Below are 21,388 nucleotides of genomic sequence, written 5' to 3'. Positions count from 1 at the left end.
CCATGGAGACAAGTATAGCGTTTTATTTTTGAAAAACAAGCGCTTTTTGCGATTCTTAAAGAAGTTTATCTTTTTTTTAGCGTTTTTCGCCCTGGTGGCGAAAAACATTGTCTGAAAACTCGAATTCTCACCGACTATCGTTTTAATATCGCACACTTCCCTTGAAATTTCGCTCCAAATCCCGTCTTGCGTCATTTTTTGCGATGGTCGCGCGCTTATCATACTTCTTTTTGCCCTGTGCGAGGCCAATCTCCACTTTGACGAGTCTGCCCTTCAGGTACACTTCGAGCGGTACAAGCGTGAGCCCCTTCTCCTTGATTGTGCCGATCAGGCGGCGGATTTCACTCTTATGCATGAGGAGCTTGCGCACGCGGAGCGGGTCTTTGTTGAAAATATTTCCCTTCTCATAGGGATTGATGTGCATCCCGTAAATGAAAATTTCTCCGTTCCGAATATCGACCCAGCTCTCCTTGACGGAGCAGTGCCCCATCCGGAGCGCCTTGACCTCCGTGCCGAAAAGCTCGATTCCGGTCTCAAAAGTCTCAAGAATAAAATAGTCGAAGCGGGCTTTTTTATTGTTTGCGATGAGTTTTTTGCTCTCTTTTCCCATGCCTCTCCTCTTTTCCTCCTTTAATCCTCCTCGTCCGCCGGAAGTGCCGGTTCGGGGATAAAATCGACGGTGCGGAGCAGCCTGTCGGCGCCGGTCACGCGGACGCGGAGCGGCTCGCCGAGGCGATAGCGCTTCTTCGTGAACTCACCGACCAGCTCGGCCTTCTCCTCGTTAAACTGATAGCGGTCGTCCCGCAGCTCCGAGACCCGTATCATGCCGTCCACGGTGTTTTTGAGCTCCACATAGATGCCGTAGCGCGTCACACCGCTGATAATGCCGTCAAATACTTCATTGATGTGCTGCTCCATATACTCGCACTTTTTGAACTTCACAGCATCCCGCTCGCACTCCTGCGCTCTCCGCTCGGTCTTGCTCGCCTGCTCGGCGACGCCCGGCAAAATGGCGCGGTAGTGCTCCGTCCGCTTCGCATTTACGCCGTTTCGCAGATTCTCCTTGATGATGCGGTGTATCTGGAGATCCGGATAACGGCGGATCGGCGAGGTGAAATGCGTGTAATAGCGGGAAGCCAGACCGAAGTGCCCGACGCAGTCCACCGAATAGCTTGCCTGCGTCATGGTGCGAAGCGCCATGCGGCTCACCAGATCTTCAGTCTCGGTGCCCTCGACGCGGAGCAGGAGCTTTTGAATTTCGCGCGGTGTGACTTCTCCGTTTTTGAGCGGCAGATTCAGACCGAAGTTTGCGACAAAGGTCTTTAATACCTGCAGCTTCTCTGTTGTGGGCGCTTCGTGAATGCGGTACACGAACGGAACATGCTTCAGACAGTAGGTCTTTGCGACCGTCTCATTGGCCGCAAGCATGAAGTCCTCGATGAGGCGAGTCGCCTCGTTCCGCTCATAGGCGCGGATTTCGAGCGGCTTGCCGGCGGGGCTCAAAATCACCTTGCTCTCCGGGAAATCAAAGTCGATGTAGCCGCGCTCACTGCGGCGCTCCCGGAGCACGCGTGCGAGGTCATCCATCTCCTCGAGCATCGGCACGAGCTCCGCATAGTGTTCGCAGAGTTCCGGCTCGTGGTTCGTGACAATCTGATTGACTGTCGTATAGGTGAGACGGCGGTCGGAGCGTATCACCGACTCGCAGATTTCATGTCTGACCTGCTCGCCGGTCGGCGTAAACTCCATGAGACAGGAAAGCGCGAGGCGATCCTCGCCCTCGTTCAGCGAACAGATGCCGTTCGAGAGCGCGACCGGCAGCATCGGAATCACGCGGTCGGGGAGATACACGCTGGTACCGCGGTTTAAGGCCGTGCGGTCAAGCGCCCCGCCCTCTTTCACATATTCGCTGACATCCGCAATGTGGACGCCGAGCAGGAAGTTGCCGTTTTCGAGGCGGTCGAGCGAAATCGCATCGTCCAGATCCTTCGAGTCTTCGCCGTCAATTGTGACCGTACAGAGCGCGCGAAGATCCCGGCGCCCGCTGAGCTCCGTCTCCTCTGTCCTGCCGCGCTTTGCGACATGCGCCGCCTCAATCAGACATTCCTCGGAAAAGCTGTCCGGAATGTCAAAGCTGCGCACAATCGAGGTCAGATCGACACCCGGCGCTGTCGCCCGGCCCAGCAATTCGGTGACGCGCCCCTCGAGTGCCTCGCCCTTCTCCTTCGGATAACGCGTGATTTCGACCACGACCTTCTGGCCCGTCTCCGCACCGAGTGACTCCTTCTTCGGGACAACGACATCCGCCGCAAAGCGCGCGTTGTCCGGAATCACGACGCCGCCGTTGTTTTCGCGCCGGTAATAGCCGACCAAACGGCTCACACCGCGCGCCACCACCTCCACGACGCGTCCCTCGCGGCGCTCGAGCTGCTGCCCGCGCGGAATCAGAATGCGGACGGTGTCGCCCTGCAGCGCGCCTCTCGTCTTGTCGCGGGGTATGAAGACATCGTGCTCCTCCCCGGGAATGCGGACAAAGCCGAAGCCCTTCGCATTTGCCGCGAATATACCCTCCTTCTCCTCCTTTTCCGGCTTTCCGTACTTGCCGCTCTTCGAGATGCGGATTCTGCCCTCCCCAACGAGCGCGTTCAGCGTCTCCTCGAGTTCCCGCCGCTTGGATTTCGGCACATCCAGAAACATTGCGATTTCCCGGAGGCGCATGGGCTGGTACATCGGGTCTTCCATCAACTTGAGCAGCACCTGTTCTCTCTTCTTCAATAACTCTTCGTGCGTCATACGCTCCCGCTTTCTCCTCTTTCTTGGAATCTGTCGTCAAAAAGACCGTGAAAAAAAGCCCCCGCGCGTTCTGCGGGAGCTTCCTTTCTTTTACTTTATCAAGTTCAGCGCAAATGCAATAGCGAGGAACAGCACCGCCGCAACTGCCGTGAGCTTTTCAAGTGTTCCCTCCACCGAGCGTCCGCGAATCTTACCCCAGTAAGAATCCGCAATGCCGCCGATTGCACCGAGTCCCTGATCTTTGCCCTCCTGCATCAGAACGACACCGGAGAGAAACACGCAGACAATGACAAAAACAATGGATAAAATTCTATTTAAAATAATCATCCCGTTCCTCCAGCCTGTGCCGCAATTCGCCTGAATGCGGACACATTTTCCGATATAATACCACAAATGATGCGGCCGGACAAGGATTTCTCGGAAAGTATACATTCAAATAAAAACAGGAATTATTATTGACATTTGAGTAAGACATGGTAAACTGTACCCAAGATGATTTTAACTCATCTAATCTTTATGAGTTCTTTCTAAGTTTACATTTACTGTTAATACAAGGAGGAAAACCACATGTCCCTTATCGGCAAGGAAATCAGCGATTTCAGCGCACAGGCGTTTCAGAACAACAGCTTTAAGACCGTGAACCGCGAGGATCTCCGCGGCAAGTGGAGCGTCTTCTTCTTCTACCCGGCGGACTTCACCTTTGTGTGCCCGACCGAGCTCGAGGACCTCGAGAACAACTACGCCGCCTTCCAAAAGGCAGGCTGTGAGATCTACTCGGTCTCCTGCGACACGCACTTTGTCCACAAGGCGTGGCACGATCACTCCGAGAGGATCTCGAAGATCACCTATCCCATGCTCGCGGATCCGACCCAGGCGCTCGCGCGCGACTTTGAAGTCCTGATTCCGGAGGCCGGTCTCGCAGAGCGCGGCACCTTCATTGTGGATCCGGATCTTAAGATTGTCGCTTACGAGGTCAACGCGGGCAATGTGGGCCGCAATGCGGAGGAGCTGCTCCGCAAAGTGCAGGCTTGCCAGTTTGTCCGCGAGCACGGCGATGAGGTTTGTCCGGCCAAGTGGACGCCCGGCGCGGAGACCCTGAAGCCGAGCCTGGATCTCGTCGGTGCGTTGTAAAGAGAAAGGAATATCCATGACGTCAGAAGAGAGAACTTCTTTCTATGACGCGGTAGTCATCGGCGGCGGCCCTGCGGGGCTGACCGCCGGTCTCTATCTTGCGAGAGCCTGCTACCGCGTCCTCATTCTGGAACAGGAAAAGTTCGGCGGCCAGATTACGATTACCGCCGAGGTTGTGAACTACCCGGGTGCCGCGCCGATGAGCGGCGAGGCACTGACTGCCGAGATGCGCCGCCAGGCGGAAAACTTCGGCGCGGAATTTCTGCTCGCCGAAGCGACGGAACTGAAACAAGAAGACGGTTTCTTTGTCGTCAGAACGCCGAAGGGGGGGTTCCGCGCCCACGGTGTGATTCTCGCGACCGGCGCGCATCCGCGCATGATCGGTTTTCCGGGCGAGGCGGAATATAAGGGGCACGGCATTGCCTATTGTGCGACCTGCGACGGTGAGTTTTTCACCGGCCGCGAGGTCTTTGTGGTCGGCGGCGGTTTTGCCGCTGCGGAGGAGGCTGTGTTCCTCACGAAGTACGCGTCCCATGTGACCATCCTGATTCGCGAGGAGGATTTTACCTGCGCCGCAAAGGTCGCCGAGCCCGCGAAGCAGCATGAAAAAATTACGATAAAGTACGACACCGAGGTCGAGGAGGTGACCGGCGACAGCCTGCTGCGCCGCATTCGCTACCGGAACACAAAGACCGGCGAGGTGAGCGAATTCAGCCCCGCGGACGGCGGAAGCTTCGGTGTCTTTGTCTTTGCGGGCTACGCGCCCTCCTCTTCGCTCCTCAAGGGCCTCGCGGAGATTGACGCGCAGGGATATGTACCGACCGACCGGAATCAGAAAACCAGTCTGGACGGCCTCTACGCCGCGGGCGACGTCTGCGAAAAGAACCTGCGCCAGGTCGTGACTGCGACCGGCGACGGCGCGGTTGCGGCGACCGAGCTCGAAAAATACATCGCAAAGCGCCAGAAAGAGACGGGTGTCAAAGCGGATATTCAGACCCGCCGCGCGGCTGTCCATACGGTGACTGACAGTCAGTCGGCACCCGCAAACGCAGCTGTCGGGGACGAACCGTTTGACAGCGCGATGCTCGCCCAACTCGAGACGGTCTTCTCACGCCTCACAGAGAACCTGACGCTGAAGCTCTACACCGATCGGAGCGCACTCTCCGAAGAGCTTCGCCGGTATCTGACCGCACTCACCGCGCTGAGCGACAAACTGACGCTCACGGAAGCGAGTGCGCCCGATCCGCTCGCCGCGCGCGATACGGACACTGCTCTGCCCTATGTCCGCATTTTTCGCGAGAACGGCAACTACGCGGGACTCTGCTTCCACGGCGTGCCGGGCGGCCACGAATTCACTTCGTTCGTGCTCGGACTCTACAATGCCGGGAGCAAGGGGCAGCCGGTCTCCGAGGACAGCTTGTCCCGCATTGCCGCAATCGACAGGGACATCCGGATTCGGATTCTCGTGAGCCTCTCCTGCACCATGTGCCCGGAGCTTGTGACGAGCGCGCAGCGCCTTGCGACGCTGAACCCGCATGTCACGACGGAAGTCTTCGACCTGAACCGCTTCCCGGCGCTCCGCGAGCGGTACGATATTATGAGCGTCCCTTGCTTCCTCGTAAACGACGAGCCGCCGCAGTTCGGCAAAAAGGATCTCACACAACTCCTCGATTTGCTCGGCGTATAAGCACGCCGCAAAAAAACAGCGTTCCGGAATGAACCGGAACGCTGTTTTTTGTTTGTCTCTCGGAAGAAAGGCTCAGAGCTTTACCTCGACCTTTTTCAGGTGCCAGATATCTCTCACATACTCCTCAATTGTGCGGTCGGAGCTGAACGGACCTGCCGCTGCGGTGTTCCGCATGCACATCTTTGCCCAATTCTCCTCGTCCGCGTAAGCCTTGTCCACACGCTCGTGCGCCTCGGCATAGGAGCGGAAGTCCTTGAGGATAAAATAGACATCCGGACGGTCTCCGTTCGAGCCGGTGAGCAGGGAGTTGTAGATGTCGCGGAAACGCTCCGGATCATCCGGCGAGTAGAAACCGTTGATTAACTGCATGAGCACGCGGCGAATCTCCTGGTCCGCGTTAAAGATAACCATCGGGTTGTAACCGCCGTTCTGCTCGTAGTGAATGACCTCGTCCGCTGACATACCGAAGATGAACGCATTGTCCTCGCCGACTTCATGCACAATCTCGATGTTTGCGCCGTCCATCGTGCCGAGAGTCGGTGCGCCGTTCAGCATGAACTTCATGTTCGAAGTGCCGGACGCCTCCTTACTTGCGGTCGAAATCTGCTCGGAGACATCTGCCGCCGCAAAGATAATCTCTGCGCTCGAGACACAGTAGTCCTCGATGAAGACAACCTTGATCTTGCCGTTGATCGATGCGTCGTTGTTAATCACATCCGCCACGGCATTGATTAACTTAATCGTGAGCTTCGCGCGGTGATACCCTGCTGCCGCCTTTGCGCCGAAGATGAAGGTGTGCGGATAGAACGGCATATCCGGGTTGTCCTTGATCTTGTTGTAGAGGTACATGACGTGGAGAATGTTCATGAGCTGGCGCTTGTACTCGTGCAGACGCTTGACCTGAACATCGAAGATGGAACGCGGGTCCACGACGATACCGTTGTGCTCGAGAATGTAGTTCGCGAGGCGCACCTTATTCTTGTACTTAATGTTCATGTACTCCTGGCGGCTCTTCTCATCATCCACATAGACACCGAGCTTTTTCACCTCGGAGAGGTCCGTAATCCACTTGTCGCCGATGCGCTCCGTGATCCAGTCGGCGAGCAGCGGGTTCGCGTGGAGCAGGAAGCGGCGCTGCGTGATGCCGTTGGTCTTGTTGTTAAACTTCTCGGGCGAGAGCTCGTAGAAGTCGCGGAGCGTCTGCTTCTCAAGAATTTCGGTGTGAATCTTCGCGACGCCGTTAATCGAGAACGAAGCCGCGCAGGCCATGAATGCCATGCGCACCTGACCGTCGTGGATAATTGCCATGCGGTCTTTTCTCGCCTGGTCGCCCGGGAACTTGTGCTCGATTTCGAGCAGGAAGCGGCGGTTGATCTCCTCGACAATCTGGTAGATACGCGGTAACAGGCGGGAGAAGAGCTCAATGGGCCACTTCTCGAGCGCCTCGGTCATGATTGTGTGGTTCGTGTACGCGCAAGCCTTGCTCGTGATTGCCCACGCCTCTTCCCAGCCGAGCCCCTGCTCGTCCATCAGGATGCGCATGAGTTCTGGCACCGCGACCGTGGGGTGGGTGTCGTTCATCTGGAACACGACATAGTTCGGGAGCTCGCGGATGTCGTCGTGGCCCTGCAGGAACTTCTTGATTGCGGTCTGAAGAGACGCCGAAATGAAGAAGTACTGCTGCTTTAAGCGGAGCTCCTTGCCGGAGTAGTGGTTGTCATTCGGGTAGAGAACCTCGGAGATGGTTCTCGCGAGGTTCTGCTCCTCGACCGCTCTCTGATAATCGCCGCGGTCAAAGGAGTCGAGGCGGAAGCTCGTAATCGCTTCCGCGTCCCAGATGCGGAGCGTGTTCACGATGTGGTTGCCGTAGCCGACAATCGGAAGATCGTAGGGCACCGCGCGAACCGACTGGTAGTTTTCCTGATAGAAGTGCGGGTTGCCGTTCTCCATGCGGGTCGCGACATAGCCGCCGAACTTGACCTCGCAGGCATACTCGTCGCGCTTAATCTCAAACGGATAGCCGTTCTTTAACCAATCATCCGGAATTTCCTTCTGGTAGCCGTTCTCAATCTTCTGGCGGAACATGCCGTAGTGATAGCGAATGCCGCAGCCGTACGCCGGGTAGTTGAGCGTCGAGAGCGAGTCGAGGAAGCAGGCAGCGAGACGACCGAGGCCGCCGTTGCCGAGCGCCGGATCTCTCTCCTCATCTTCGATTTCCGTGAGATCGAAGCCGAGTTCTTCGACTGCCTCACGAATCGCATCCTCTTCCTTGAGGGCGAGCATGGTGTTGCCGAGCGCTCTGCCGACCAGGAACTCCATCGAGAGATAATAGACCTTCTTTGCGTCCGCCTTGTCATAGGCCTTCTGCGTCGCAATCCAGTTGTCAATCACATCTTCCTTAACCGCATAGGCGACTGCCTGATAGACCATCTGCAGCGTCGCCTCACTGACATCTTTCCGGTAGAGCGTCTTCAGGTTGTTGATAATCGCCTGCTTCAGCGTCTCCTTATCCAACTTCTTGATAACTCCTGCCAACTCAATCTCCTCCATTTCTCACTGCGCTTTGACACATCTCACCGAGAGTGTAACGAGTTCGCCGTTCAAATTCCACTCTTTCGTGAAATCTTCACGATTTTCGTCCGATTCACTATGAATCTCATCGGAAAGAATCGTATTCTTCAACAATTCTTCGTACTTCGCGGCGAGTGCGGCAATCTTTGCGTTGCCGCGGATGTTCAGCACAATGTGATCCGTGACCTCAAATCCGGCATCTTTTCGCATGGTCTGCACTTTCGAGATCAGCTCGCGCACAAAGCCCTCTTCGATGAGCGCCTCATTGAGTTCAATGTCGAGCACCGCGGTGATGCCGTTGTCCTGCGCGGAGACATAGCGCTCCGACTGCGCGCTCTCGATTAAGAGATCTTCTCTGCCGAGCGATACTTCCGTGCCGTCCGGCAGGGTAAAGCCGAGACTGCCGTTTGCGTTGAGTTCCGCCATGGCCTTCTGACCGTCGAGCGCCTTTAAGTGCTCCTTAATCGCATTCAGATGCTTGCCGTACTTCGGTCCCACGGTCTTTAACTGCGGCTTGAAGAGGTAATTCACAAAGCGCTCCGCGTCGTCCGTGAACTCGAGTGCCTTTACATTGAGCTCATCGCGGATGATGTCCTGATAAAAGCTGCCGAGCGTCTCCGGCGCCTTCACGTAGAGCATCGAGAGCGGCTGGCGGTTCTTTCTGCCGGAAGCCTCGCGCGCCGAGCGACCCAGCACGACCACTTTCAGCACCTCGTCCATGCTCTTCTCAAGTTCCGCGTCGATGTGCGCCTCGTCCGCAACCGGGTAATCGCAGAGATGCACGGACTCCGTCGCGGCTGTATCGACCGTGCGAACCAGGTTCTGGTAAATCTGCTCGCTCATAAACGGAATCATCGGCGCAGCCGCCTTCGCGACCGTGACCAGCGCCGTGTAGAGCGTCATGAACGCATTAATCTTGTCCTGCTCCATGCCCTTTGCCCAGAAACGGTTGCGGCAGCGGCGCACATACCAGTTCGACATGTCATCGACAAACTCCTGAAGCACCGCGGCGGTCTCCGGAATCTTATACGCCGCAAGATTCTTGTCCGCATCCCGCACCATGCTGTTCATCTTCGAGAGCAGCCACTTGTCCATGACCGAGAGCTTCTCGTAGTCGAGCGTATACTTGGTCGGGTCGAAGCGGTCAATGTCGGCATAGAGCACATAGAACGCGTAGGTGTTCCAGAGCGTGCCGAGGAACTTTCTCTGACCCTCGCGAACCGCATCCTCCGAGAACTTCTTCGGGAGCCACGGCGCCGCAGCGGTGTAGAAATACCAGCGAATCGCATCGGCGCCGAAGGTATCGAGCGCCTCCATCGGATCCACGGCGTTGCCCTTCGACTTGGACATCTTATTGCCGTTCTCATCGAGCACGAGCCCCATTACGATGACATTCGTGAACGCCGGCTTATTAAAGAGCAGCGTCGACTCCGCGTGGAGGGAGTAGAACCAGCCGCGGGTCTGATCGACCGCCTCGGAGATAAAGGACGCCGGAAGCTGCTGCTCCAAGAGTTCCTTGTTCTCAAAGGGATAGTGGAGCTCCGCGTAGGGGCAGGCGCCCGAGTCGAACCAGACATCGACCACCTCCGGGACGCGCTTCATCTTGCCGCTGCACTTCGGGCAGGGAATCGTAAAGCGATCCACATAGGGGCGGTGCAGCTCGACAGTCTTTGCGCTCTCGTCGCCGGAGAGCGCTGCCAGCTCTTCGCGGGAGCCGACCGCAAGCTTCTCGCCGCAGTCCGGGCACTCCCAGATATTGAGCGGCGTGCCCCAGTAGCGGTTTCTCGAGACCGCCCAGTCCTGAATGTTCTCAATCCAGTTGCCGAAGCGCCCCTCGCCGATCGACTGCGGCACCCAGTTGATTTTCTGATTGTTCCGCACGAGGTCGTCGCGCACCGCGGTCATCTTGATGAACCAGGACTCGCGCGCATAGTAGATGAGCGGCGTGCCGCAGCGCCAGCAGTGCGGATAGTCGTGCTCGACCTTCGGGGATGCAAAGAGCAGTCCTCTCTCCTCGAGATCCTTCAGCACTTCCGGATCTGCCGAGACAGCGCCTTCTTCGATTTCCTTCTCGGTCGGCTTGCAGCGCATGCCCGCAAATTTGCCGGTCTCAGGCTTCATCTTTCCCTTATCATCGACCATCTGAACGAAGGGCGCGTCATAAGCGCGGCCCACGCGCGCATCGTCCTCACCGAAGGCCGGGGCAATGTGGACAATGCCGGTACCGTCGGTCATCGTGACGTACTCGTCCGCGTAGACAAAGAACGCCTCTTTATGCTGGCGCGCTACCGCTTCCGCCGCACAGCTGTAGAGCGGCTCATAGGGCTTATGCTCGAGCTCCTTGCCGGTATAGCGCGAAAGGATTTCATAGCCCTCGCCGAGCACCTTCTCAAGCAGTGCCTCCGCGAGATAGTAGGTATTGCCGTCCGCTGCCTTGACCTTCACATAGCTCTCGTGCGGATTGACGCAGAGCGCGATGTTCGAGGGCAAGGTCCAGGGCGTCGTGGTCCAGGCGAGGAAGTACGCGTCTTCGCCTTTCACCCGGAAGCGGACAATCGCGGTTCTGTCCTTGATTGCCTTATAGCCCTGTGCGACCTCGTGCGAGGAGAGCGGCGTTCCGCAGTGCGGGCAGTAAGGAACCACCTTAAAGCCCTTGTAGAGCAGGTCTTTCTTCCAAATTTCCTTTAAGGCCCACCACTCCGACTCGATATAGTTGTCGTCACAGGTGATATAGGGGTGCTCCATGTCCGCCCAGAAGCCGACCTTGCCGGAAAAACGCTCCCAAATCTCCTTGTAGCGCCACACGGACTCGCGGCACTTTTTGATGAAGGGCTCGACGCCGTACGCCTCGATTTCATCCTTGCCCTCGATGCCGATTTCCTTCTCGACCTCGAGCTCGACCGGCAGACCGTGGGTGTCCCAGCCCGCTTTTCGCGGGACATACTGTCCCTTCATCGCGTGGTAGCGCGGAATCATGTCCTTGATGACACGGGTCTCGACGTGGCCGATGTGCGGCTTGCCGTTTGCGGTCGGCGGCCCGTCGTAAAACATATAGGTCTCGCAGCCCTCGCGCTGCTCGACGGACTTCTCAAAAATCCGATTCTCTGCCCAGAACTTCTCGACTTCGCCCTCGCGTGCCACAAAGTTCATGTCTGTTGGGACTTTTCTGTACACTGCTCCATCCTCCTGTCTCAAAAGAAAAAGCGCCCGCCCCTCTCAGGACGAACGCTCTCTGCTTTCGCTGTACCACCTGTATTTTGCTTTTCCCCGTGACGTGGGGCCTACGTCTCTCCCTACCCCGCAGCTTATGCCGCGGCTCCGGAGAGCGGCTCAAAAGTGATTTTCAACACGGATACTTGGCGCCGGGCTTCCACCGTCCCCGGCTCTCTGTCGCTGTTTTCCGTGCCTACTCTCTTTGTCAACGCCTTTGGCTATAGGTTTTTTTCAGTATAATCAGCCTTATTTTCTATGTCAAGGAAGAAACACGCTTTCCCCTCAGCGAAGGCGCGGCAAAGTGACTTCATCCACATAGTTCGTGAAGAAACTCTTCCGCACATCTTCTCTCTCCTTGCTTCTCCCGAGCGCCCACATGAGCTTCGTGACTGTCGCCTCCTGGGTCATATCAAAGACCGGGATGCCGCCGCTCTCCTGCACGCGAAGACCGGTCTCGTAAACATCGAGATTGCTGCCCTCGTAGCGGCACTGGCTGCCCACCAGGATGCTCATGCCCTTGCTGCTCGCCCGGTCGATTTCCTCCAGAATATTATTGTGGAGGAAGGGCACGCCGCCGAGACCGAAGGCCTCGACAAACACACCTTCACAGCCCTTGTCGTAGAGATAGCGGAAGATATCCGCGTGCATACCTGGGAAAATTTTTAACACCGCGATGTTCTCCGAGTACTCCGGTGAGAGCTGAAACGCCGCGCGGCGGAGCGGCTCCTTTAAGACCTGCATGCCGAACGCATTGAACTCGCCGATCAACGGATAGTTGACCGACTCAAAAGCATTAAACGAGACGGTTCTCACCTTCGAGGTGCGGCAGCCGAGAATGAGCTTCTGGTGAAAGACCGTATAGACGCCGCGGAGCATGCCGCTTAAACCCGCCGTAATCGCGCAGCGGAGGTTATCGATCGCATCGGTCAGGGGCGCGCGGAGCGGCAGCTGGCTTCCCGTCAGAATGACCGGCATCTCGATATTCTGGAGCATGAACGAGAGCATCGAGGATGTGTAGGACATGCTGTCCGTGCCGTGGATGATGACCACACCGTCACAGTCCTCTCTGGCCGCCGCGACAAGATTCGCAATCGCGACCCAGTCCTCCGGCGTGATGTTCGCCGAGTCGAGGGAAGCATAGTCCTTTAACTCAAAGCTGTGCCCTTCTCCGATCGGACCTATGGTTTTCATAATTTCCTCGAGGTTGATGCCCGGTGCAAGTCCTTTTTCGCTCGGCACCGAAGAAAAGGTGCCTCCCGTGTTAATCAACAGCAATTTTTTGCCCATAGCAGCCTCCGTTTTCGTCATAATGTCTAATTCTAACAAAAGCGGCACAAAAACTCAATGCGCTTTGCCCCATTCACTATAGCGCATGGAAAAGCCCGCCGCTTTGTGTTATCATGCTCTAAAGCCTGGCAAATACGCCGACTGTGACGCGGAGTCAGGGCTTACGAAAGGAGCGATTGCGATGATGAAACTCGTATTGGTGCGACACGGCGAAAGTGAGTGGAACAAGAAAAATCTGTTCACCGGCTGGATGGATGTGGACCTCTCGGACAAGGGCCACGAGGAGGCAAAGGCTGCCGGTCAGCTCTTAAAGGCAGAGGGCTATGATTTCGACATCTGCTTTACTTCCTACTTAAAGCGCGCAATCCACACGCTGAACCACATTCTGGACGAGATGGACCGCGACTGGCTCGAGGTCGTGAAGAGCTGGAAGTTAAACGAGCGCCACTACGGTGCCCTCCAGGGTCTCAACAAGGCGGAGACTGCCGAGAAGTACGGCGAGGAACAGGTCAAGATCTGGCGCCGCTCGTTCTCGACCAAGCCGCCGGTGCTGGATCCGAATGACGACAGAAGTGCAAAGAAGAGCCCGGCTTACCGCGATGTGGACCCGGCGCTGCTCCCCGACTGCGAGAGCCTGGAGACCACGATTGAGCGCGTGGTTCCCTACTTCAACGAAGTGATTCGCCCCGAGATGGAGGCCGGCAAGCGCGTCATCATCGCGGCACACGGCAATTCTCTCCGCGCTCTTGTCAAGTACTTTGACAACATCTCCGAGGAGGATATTATCGGTGTCAACATTCCGACCGGCACCCCGCTCGTCTACGAGTTCGACGATTCCTTTAAGCCGATTCGCCACTACTATCTCGGCGACCAGGAAGTACTGAAGAAAAAGATGGAGGCAGTCGCGAACCAGGGCAAGAAACAGGCTTGACGCGGCACAAAAACAAATGCGAAATCTGACCCTACTGACAGACCTGTACGAGCTCACGATGATGCAGGGCTATTTTGAAAACGAGGATGTCAACAAGACCGTTATCTTCGACATGTTTTACCGCGCGAACCCCGAGGGCAACGGCTATGCAATCTGCGCGGGACTCGACCAGCTCATCGACTATGTAAAGAACCTGCACTTTACGGAGGCGGATATCGCCTATCTGGAGAGCCTCGGCATCTTTAAGCCCGCCTTCCTCGACTACCTGCGGGACTTCCGCTTCACCGGCGATATCTATGCGATTCCGGAGGGCACGGTCATTTTCCCGCGCGAACCGCTCGTCAAGGTCATCGCGCCGATTATGCAGGCACAGCTCATTGAGACCGCGCTTCTGAATATCATCAACCACCAGAGCCTCATTGCGACCAAGGCAGCCCGCATTGTGCGCGCGGCGCAGGGCGACGGTGTGATGGAGTTCGGCTGCCGCAGAGCGCAGGGCCCGGATGCCGGTATCTACGGCGCGCGCGCCGCGATGATTGCCGGCTGTGTCGGCACCTCGAATGTACTCTGCGGACAGATTTTCGATGTCCCCGTGAGCGGCACGCACGCGCACTCCTGGATTATGAGTTTCCCGGATGAGCTCTCTGCGTTCCGCGCCTATGCGAAACTCTATCCGGATGCCTGCATCCTCTTAATCGACACCTACGACACGCTGGACAGCGGCCTGCCGCATGCGATTCAGGTTTTCAAGGAACTGCGCGAAAAAGGCATACACCCGAAGCGCTACGGCATCCGCATGGATTCGGGCGACTTAGCTTACCTCTCGAAAAAGGTCAAGGCCGCGCTCGACGCCGAGGGCTTCACCGATGCGATTATCTCGGCCTCCAACGATCTCGATGAGAACCTGATCGGCTCTCTGAAGGCGCAGGGCGCGACCATCAACTCCTGGGGTGTCGGCACCAACCTGATTACCTCGAAGGACTGCCCGGCTTTCGGCGGCGTCTACAAACTCGCGGCCATCTGGAGCGAGACGGAGCAGCGCTTCCTGCCGAAAATCAAAATTTCGGAAAACGCCGAGAAAATCACCAATCCCGGCGACAAAAAAGTGTATCGCATCTACGACCTGCAGGGCATGATAGTCGCAGACCTCATTGCGCTCGCGGACGAACAGTTCTCTGCGGATGATCCGCTGCTACTCTTCGACCCGATCGAGACCTGGAAAAAGACGCTGCTCCCCGGCGGTTCCTACCGCATGAAAGAGCTCCTGGTTCCTGTCTTTGAAAAGGGCAGCTGTGTCTACGAGTCCCCGAAGGTCATGGACATCCGGCAGCACTGCAAGGAAGAGCTTGCGACCCTCTGGGAGGAGTCAAAGCGCTTCGAGTACCCGCACCAGACCTATGTGGATCTCTCGCGGAAGCTCTGGAATGTCAAAACCGGTTTGTTGGAACAGTATCAGACAGGAGTATCTGAATAAGCATGATTCAGGATATTGCACCGCATCACTATGATGTAAGCTATCACACAGAGAGAACGCCCGCGCGGCGTTCTTTCCTTGTTTTGGTCGCCCGGGAGGGTGTGCTCTTCCGGGCAACGGACGACGGCTTTACGCTGCCGCGCTTCGCCGATTTCGAGACAGAGAGTCTCCCGTTTCCGTCCCTCTGTCAGAAGGCGCGCTATCTCTTTGCGATCGACGAGGACTTTTTCTTTCTGCTGCCTGCGAGCGCCCTGCCCGCCGGAAAACTCGGCGAGGGCTATCGCTTTCTCGGCCCGACGGAGCTCCGGGACCTGAGCCCCCGCTATCTCGCCTTTGCCGCGATTACCGCGACACAGCTATACCGCTTTTACGACCAGCGGAAATTCTGCGGGCGCTGCGGCGCGCCGATGACACATTCCGAACACGAGCGCGCGATGTGCTGCAAGCACTGCGGTCTCATAGAATACCCGAAAATAAGCCCTGCCATCATTGTCGCGGTGCGGGACGGCGATCGCCTGCTCCTGACCCGCTATGCAAAAAACGCCTCCGACTATCGCCGGAAGGCGTTGGTTGCAGGCTTTGTGGAAGTCGGTGAGACCCCGGAACAGGCGGTGGAACGTGAAGTCATGGAAGAGACCGGGCTCAAGGTCAAGAACATCCGTCCCTATGCCGTACAGCCCTGGTCCTTCTCCGACTCGCTGATGCTCGCCTATACCGCGGAGCTCGACGGTTCCGACCGCATCCGCCTCGATGAGAACGAACTCTGCGAGGCCTCGTTTGTGCCGCGGGATGAAATCCCCGACAATCCGACGACCGCCAGTGTCGGCAACGAGCTGATTCAGCGCTTTAAGCGCGGGGAGCTCTGATTTCTCACTCGACGCGCTCTAAGATGGAACCGTCCCGGTAGGCAGTGAGAAGCTCGTTCAGATCTTCAATCTGCGCGGCGAGCCGCTTGCCGATGTCGGTGTCACCGACCATCACGCGATAGGGCTCGATCTCAAACTGGTTTGCGCGGGATTCGATGTCCAGGTTCTCACTGATCACGCGCTCCACCGACTCAAAGGGCATGTGGCTCTTGATGCGCATGCCGTGGGAGTTATAGATCAGCGTATAGCCTGCGATGCCTGTGGTTTTATGGTAGGCGCGCGAAAAGCCGCCGTCGATCACAATCAGTTTGCCGCCCGCCTTGATCGGATTTTCACCCGCCGAGGCGTGCACCGGCGTGTGACCGTTGACGATGTGCGAGAGGTCGGACTTTAAGCCGAACTCCCGCAGTATCATGCGGCTCGTCGCCTCAGAGTCGAGGAACAGGTAGTACGGGTCCTGCGGCTCTTTCCAGCTCGCCTTGTCGTCCAGGTAACTCCGCTCGAAGGTCTTCACGACGCGGCCGCACATCGGCGACTTCGGGCCGCCCCAGAGATAAAACATAAAGTCCACATAACGCGCTTCGCCGGTATTATAGGCGAGGCGCGCCGCTTTTTCGCAGAATTCGAAATAACTCTTGCCTCGCAGGAACTGCCCGAAGAAATTGACCTCCTCCATCTGCCCGTCCTCGGTCAGCGGCACGCAGCCGTGGAACAGGAGGTTATCGTTCATTTTGAGGTAGACGCTGCCGACCGCATAGAGGAATTCGATGTGGCGCCTAAGCTGCGGGCTCTGGCAGAACGAGCGCTTTAAGTCGTCCATCACTTCACGCTCTTCGGGCGTCATCCGGTAGGGATCGCTCCAGTCGACGGTCGGAAACTCCATCGTGTTCATCGCGTATTCAACGCCGTCAATCGTGACGGTTCCCTTCTCCGCGTCCACCTTGTCGAGCAGGAGTCTGTCCTGCATCTCAAACTCGGGGTGGCGAAGAATCAGCTCGCCCTCGGCCTTGAACATAATCACATTGATGGCTTTGACCATGGCTTTTGCCGGCGTGCCCTCATAGGTCTTTTCGGCAAAGAGTTGCAGGCGGCGAAGAGAAATGCCGTAGCCGCTCTCCAAAATGCGGATATTGTTGTAGCGCACATTGTTCCGGACGACATTCGCGATGCAGGCTTCATTGCCCGCGGCAGCGCCCATCCAGAGCACATCGTGATTGCCCCACTGGATGTCGAGCGAGGGGTAGTCGAGCAACAACTCAATGATTTTATCGGCGTCGGCGCCGCGGTCAAAGAGGTCGCCGACAATGTGCAGGTGGTCTACCGCGAGGCGCTTAATCAATGCGGCGAGTGCAATGATGAACTCGTCGCCGTTCTGAATGCCGACAATTGTATCCAGGATGCGCTCGTGGTAGGCAAGCTGATTGCCGTCCTCATCCGGCAGAGCGTGCAGAAGCTCGTCGATGATATAGCCGAATTCCTTCGGCATCGCCTTTCTGACCTTGGAGCGCGTATACTTTGAGGAGAGCACGCGCGCAATTTCGATCATGTGCCGGAGCGTCTCGCGGTACCACTTCGGCGAAATTCTGCCCTCGCTGTGCAGACGCTGCAGCGCCTCCTTCGGATAGTAAATCAACGTGCGGAGTGCCCGCTTCTCGGTGTCGTTCAGCACATCCGCAAAAATCATCTCGATTTTTTCGCGAATCACACCCGAGCAGTTGTTCATGATATGCAAAAAGGCCTCGTACTCACCGTGAATGTCGCTCATGAAGTGCTCGGTGCCCTTCGGGAGATTCATAATCGCCGCGAGGTTGATAATCTCCGTGCATACGGCCTGGCGTGTCGGGAATTTCTCTGCCAGCAAACTCAAATATTTCCGCTGTTCCTGATTCATGCCGCCTCCTTTTTTGAAAAGCAGAAAAGCCAAACCGCAGTTTTGTTGCGATTTGGCTTTTTCTTATCAGTCATTCACGTCTGCTGCGCTTCTTCGGCCGCGACACCCGCAAGGGCAATGTCCGTCCGCATGTACTTGTTGGCAAACGAAATTTTCTCCGCAGCCGCATAGGCTCTCTCGCGCGCCTCGCGTATCGTCTTGCCGAGCGCCGTGACATCGAGCACCCGGCCGCCGTTCGTGACAACGCGCCCTTCGTCGTCAAAGCGCGTGCCCGCGTGATAGCAATAGACATCCGGCTCGCTCTTCAGGCTCTCAAGTCCCGAAATCGGCAGCCCCTTCTCGTACTTTACCGGATAGCCCTCGCTCGCAAGCACGACTGTGACGCAAGCCCTGTCACAGAACTTGAGCTGTACCGCATCGAGTTTTCCCTCGACGCAGGCGAGCATGACTTCGAGGAGATCGTTCTCCATGCGCGGGAGCACGACCTGTGCCTCCGGATCGCCGAAGCGCACATTGTACTCGAGCACGCGGGGGCCGTCCGGCGTCAGCATGAGTCCGAAGAAGATAACGCCTTGGAAAGGTCTCCCCTCCGCCGCCATCGCATCGACCGTGCGCTGATAAATCTTTTCTTCGCAAAACCGCGCGATCTCATCCGTATAATAGGGGCTCGGCGAATAATTTCCCATGCCGCCCGTATTGAGACCCTGATCGCCGTCCTTGGCTCTCTTATGGTCCTGGGCGCTCGCCATAATGCGTATGGTCTTGCCGTCCACAAAGGAGAGCACGGAGACTTCTCTGCCCGTCATGAACTCCTCAATGACCACCTTGTCGCCGGAGGCACCGAACTTCCGCTCAAGCATCATTTCCCGAAGTCCCTCTTCGGCTGCCTCGCGGGTCTCACAGATCAGAACGCCCTTCCCGAGCGCCGGTCCGTCCGCCTTCAGGACAACCGGAATCTTGCAGGTCTCGAGATAACGCTTTGCCGCCTCGTAGTCCGTGAAGCTCTCGTAAGCAGCCGTCGGAATCTCATACTTTTTCATGAGTTCCTTGGCGAAGGCCTTGGAGCCCTCGAGCACAGCCGCGTTTTTCTTTGGGCCGAAGACCTTGAGTCCCGCTTCTTCCAGAAAATCTGCGAGTCCGCCGATCAGCGGATCGTCCATGCCGATTACAACAAGATCGATCTTCTCTCGCAGGGCAAAGTCCCGGATTTTTTCGAATTCCATCGCGCCGATCGGCACCGGTTCCGCAACTTCCGCGATGCCGGCATTGCCCGGCGCGCAGTAGAGTTTTGAGAGCCGTCCGCTCTCCCGCAGTTTCCGGCAAATCGCATGTTCTCTGCCGCCGCCGCCGACTACCAGTACTCTCATGCCCTGTCCTCTCTCTCGCTTGCCTCGCGCGCCGTCTCTTCAATGGCACGCGGCAATAAAATCCACTCTGCTTCTTCCATAACGCGCCGCTGTAAAGTCTCCGGCGTGTCGCCCGGCTTCACCTCGACGGCTTTCTGAAGAAGTATCGGCCCCTCATCGAGTCCCTCGTCCACAAGGTGCACGGTCGCGCCTGTCACCTTGACGCCGCGCTGCAGCGCTTGTTCGTGCACCTTTAAACCGTAGGCGCCCTTGCCGCAAAAACTCGGAATCAGCGAGGGGTGAATGTTTAAAATTCTGCCGCGGTAGCGGCGTATCATCTCATCCGGAATCTTCACGAGATAGCCCGCGAGCACAATGAGATCCAGCTTTTCGCGCTCCACCGCCGCAAGCAGGGCGCGGTGAAAGGCCTCCCGGTCCGGAAAATCCGCCGGGGAAATGCACTCGTTCGCAATCCCCGCTGCCGCTGCGCGCTGCAGTGCGTAAGCGGAGGCATTGTTCGAGAGCACATAGACCACCTTCGCATGGCGAATCACACCGCTCTTCTCGGCATCGAGAATCGCCTGCAGATTGGTCCCGCCGCCGCTCACCAGCACGCCGACTCTCAGCATAAGTCGACGCCCTTTTCGCCTGCCTTGCATTCGCCGATCACAAAGCTCTTTTCGCCTGCTGCCCGGAAGGCTTCGAGGGTCTTCAGGGCATCGGCCGGATCGACCGCGACCACCATGCCGACACCCATGTTGAAGGTGTTGTACATGACGTGTTCGCTGACTTCGCCCTTCTCTGCCATCAGGCGGAAAATAGCCGGAACCTGATAGGCGTCCTTCCGGATTTCCGCGCGAATGCCGTCTTTCAGCATGCGCGGCACGTTCTCGTAGAAACCGCCGCCCGTGATGTGGCTGCAGGCGTGAATGCGGATGCCCGCCTCCTTCGCGCTCTTTAACGCCTTCACATAAATGCGGGTCGGCGCAAGCAGCACTTCGCCGAGCGTCGCACCGAGTTCCGGATAGAAGCGCGTCAAATTCTCCTTGCTCATCTCAAAAATGTTGCGGACCAGAGAGAAGCCGTTCGAGTGGACACCGCTCGACGCAATGCCGATCAGGACATCGCCCGGCTTCAGATCCTCGCCCGTGATGAGATCCTTTCTGTCGCAGGCGCCGACCGAGAAGCCCGCGAGGTCGTACTCGTCTTCCGGCATGAGTCCGGGGTGCTCTGCGGTCTCGCCGCCGACCAACGCGCAACCCGCCTGCACACAGCCCTCCGCGACACCGGAGACAATCGTCGCAATCTTCTCCGGGACATTCTTGCCGCAGGCAATGTAGTCGAGGAAAAAGAGCGGCTCACCGCCCGCGCAGGCGACATCGTTCACGCACATCGCGACACAGTCAATGCCGATTGTATCGTGGCGATCCAGCAAAAACGCAATTTTTAATTTGGTGCCGACGCCGTCGGTTCCGGACAGAAGCACCGGATCCTCCATGTTCTTGATGCCCGCAAGGGAGAAGGCACCCGAAAAGCCGCCGATGCCCCCCAGCACCTCGGGGCGCAGCGTGCGCTTTACATACTGTTTCATCAGTTCGACGGACTCATAACCCGCCTCAATGTCAACTCCGGAATTTCTGTAATCCATTGCGGCTCCTCTCACTTGAGAAAACTCTGGTAACCCTCGCGCTGCAGTTTCTCGTCCTTACCGACAACCTCATCGCGCATTTCCTTCTGAAATGCCTGCAGCTTCTCCTCGAGCGCCTTGTCGCCGACCGCGAGAATCTTTGCCGCGAGAATGCCCGCGTTCTTGCCGCCGTTGATTGCGACCGTCGCGCAGGGAATGCCGCTCGGCATCTGCACAATCGAGTAGAGCGAATCTACACCGCCGAGATCCGAGGTCTTCATCGGGATGCCGATGACCGGCAGCGAAAAGAGCGCCGCGCACATGCCCGGCAGATGCGCTGCCTTGCCCGCTCCCGCGATGATGACCGAGAGACCGCGCTCTCTGGCACCGTTTGCCCACTCAAAAAAGACATCCGGCTCGCGGTGCGCCGAGATGATGCGCATCTCGTATTCAATCCCCATTTTCTCCAAAAATGCCGCCGCCTGTGCCATCACGGGCATATCCGAATCACTGCCCATTACAATTCCGACTTTTGCCATTGCACCCTCCTTATTGATTCGTTTCACTTGTA

Annotated in this window: 16 protein-coding genes; 5 read left to right on the top strand and 11 right to left on the bottom strand. The window is 57.3% G+C overall.

The window, feature by feature from the left end; all coding sequences use genetic code 11:
- Positions 1 to 142 precede the first annotated feature (142 nt).
- From smpB to secG, 3 genes are all read right to left on the bottom strand, one after another.
- Positions 143 to 610, bottom strand: coding sequence for an SsrA-binding protein SmpB (gene smpB, locus ACO4XG_RS08285; RefSeq protein WP_009532348.1), 468 nt, complete (start codon positions 608 to 610; stop codon positions 143 to 145).
- Between the two features lie 20 nt (positions 611 to 630).
- A complete protein-coding gene (rnr, locus tag ACO4XG_RS08280) occupies positions 631 to 2,793 on the bottom strand; it encodes a ribonuclease R (protein WP_308507909.1) in 2,163 nt (720 codons plus the stop codon).
- Positions 2,794 to 2,883: 90 nt separating this feature from the next.
- Positions 2,884 to 3,120 carry a preprotein translocase subunit SecG gene (gene secG / locus ACO4XG_RS08275; protein WP_308507908.1) on the bottom strand — a complete coding sequence of 79 codons (237 nt, stop codon included), beginning with the start codon at positions 3,118 to 3,120 and terminating at the stop codon, positions 2,884 to 2,886.
- Positions 3,121 to 3,360: 240 nt separating this feature from the next.
- Between secG and ahpC the strand changes: the two genes are divergently transcribed.
- Complete coding sequence (ahpC, locus tag ACO4XG_RS08270; protein WP_308507907.1) at positions 3,361 to 3,924, top strand: alkyl hydroperoxide reductase subunit C; 564 nt, start codon at positions 3,361 to 3,363, stop codon at positions 3,922 to 3,924.
- A gap of 16 nt (positions 3,925 to 3,940) precedes the next feature.
- Positions 3,941 to 5,611 carry an FAD-dependent oxidoreductase gene (locus tag ACO4XG_RS08265; protein WP_308507906.1) on the top strand — a complete coding sequence of 557 codons (1,671 nt, stop codon included), beginning with the start codon at positions 3,941 to 3,943 and terminating at the stop codon, positions 5,609 to 5,611.
- A gap of 72 nt (positions 5,612 to 5,683) precedes the next feature.
- Here ACO4XG_RS08265 and ACO4XG_RS08260 read toward each other — a convergent pair whose 3' ends face one another.
- The 3 genes from ACO4XG_RS08260 to ACO4XG_RS08250 form a co-directional block, all read right to left on the bottom strand.
- Complete coding sequence (locus tag ACO4XG_RS08260) at positions 5,684 to 8,161, bottom strand: glycogen/starch/alpha-glucan phosphorylase (protein WP_308507905.1); 2,478 nt, start codon at positions 8,159 to 8,161, stop codon at positions 5,684 to 5,686.
- Between the two features lie 3 nt (positions 8,162 to 8,164).
- Entirely contained in the window at positions 8,165 to 11,356 is a 3,192-nt protein-coding gene (ileS, locus tag ACO4XG_RS08255; RefSeq protein WP_308507904.1) for an isoleucine--tRNA ligase, read from the bottom strand.
- A gap of 321 nt (positions 11,357 to 11,677) precedes the next feature.
- A complete protein-coding gene (locus tag ACO4XG_RS08250) occupies positions 11,678 to 12,682 on the bottom strand; it encodes an asparaginase (protein WP_308507903.1) in 1,005 nt (334 codons plus the stop codon).
- A 181-nt stretch (positions 12,683 to 12,863) separates the two neighbouring features.
- On the opposite strand from ACO4XG_RS08250, the gene gpmA reads away from it, so the two are divergent.
- From gpmA to nudC, 3 genes are read left to right on the top strand one after another with little or no spacing between them, the layout of a single operon-like run.
- Positions 12,864 to 13,613, top strand: a complete 750-nt coding sequence (gene gpmA / locus ACO4XG_RS08245; RefSeq protein WP_308507902.1) for a 2,3-diphosphoglycerate-dependent phosphoglycerate mutase — start codon at positions 12,864 to 12,866, stop codon at positions 13,611 to 13,613.
- Positions 13,614 to 13,629: 16 nt separating this feature from the next.
- Positions 13,630 to 15,087 (top strand): nicotinate phosphoribosyltransferase, encoded by a 1,458-nt coding sequence (locus tag ACO4XG_RS08240; protein WP_308507901.1) that lies wholly within the window; start codon positions 13,630 to 13,632, stop codon positions 15,085 to 15,087.
- A 2-nt stretch (positions 15,088 to 15,089) separates the two neighbouring features.
- Complete coding sequence (gene nudC, locus ACO4XG_RS08235; protein ID WP_308507900.1) at positions 15,090 to 15,953, top strand: NAD(+) diphosphatase; 864 nt, start codon at positions 15,090 to 15,092, stop codon at positions 15,951 to 15,953.
- 4 nt (positions 15,954 to 15,957) lie between these two features.
- Here nudC and ACO4XG_RS08230 read toward each other — a convergent pair whose 3' ends face one another.
- From ACO4XG_RS08230 to purE, 5 genes are all read right to left on the bottom strand, one after another.
- Positions 15,958 to 17,844, bottom strand: a complete 1,887-nt coding sequence (locus ACO4XG_RS08230; protein WP_308507899.1) for a fructose-1,6-bisphosphatase — start codon at positions 17,842 to 17,844, stop codon at positions 15,958 to 15,960.
- Positions 17,845 to 17,918: 74 nt separating this feature from the next.
- The gene (gene purD / locus ACO4XG_RS08225) at positions 17,919 to 19,211 is read right to left on the bottom strand and encodes a phosphoribosylamine--glycine ligase (protein WP_308507898.1); all 1,293 of its coding nucleotides are present in this window, start codon (positions 19,209 to 19,211) and stop codon (positions 17,919 to 17,921) included.
- On the bottom strand, positions 19,208 to 19,819 hold the full coding sequence (purN, locus tag ACO4XG_RS08220; RefSeq protein WP_308507897.1) for a phosphoribosylglycinamide formyltransferase: 612 nt from the start codon (positions 19,817 to 19,819) through the stop codon (positions 19,208 to 19,210). The genes purD and purN overlap by 4 nt, the downstream gene beginning before the upstream one ends.
- Entirely contained in the window at positions 19,813 to 20,838 is a 1,026-nt protein-coding gene (gene purM / locus ACO4XG_RS08215; protein WP_308507896.1) for a phosphoribosylformylglycinamidine cyclo-ligase, read from the bottom strand. The genes purN and purM overlap by 7 nt, the downstream gene beginning before the upstream one ends.
- A gap of 11 nt (positions 20,839 to 20,849) precedes the next feature.
- Positions 20,850 to 21,356, bottom strand: coding sequence for a 5-(carboxyamino)imidazole ribonucleotide mutase (gene purE / locus ACO4XG_RS08210; protein ID WP_009532363.1), 507 nt, complete (start codon positions 21,354 to 21,356; stop codon positions 20,850 to 20,852).
- Between the last annotated feature and the right edge of the window lie 32 nt (positions 21,357 to 21,388).

The organism is Stomatobaculum sp. (genome assembly GCF_057248925.1).
Note: the sequence above shows the minus strand (reverse complement) of the source record. Positions and strands in the feature narration are given on the sequence as shown.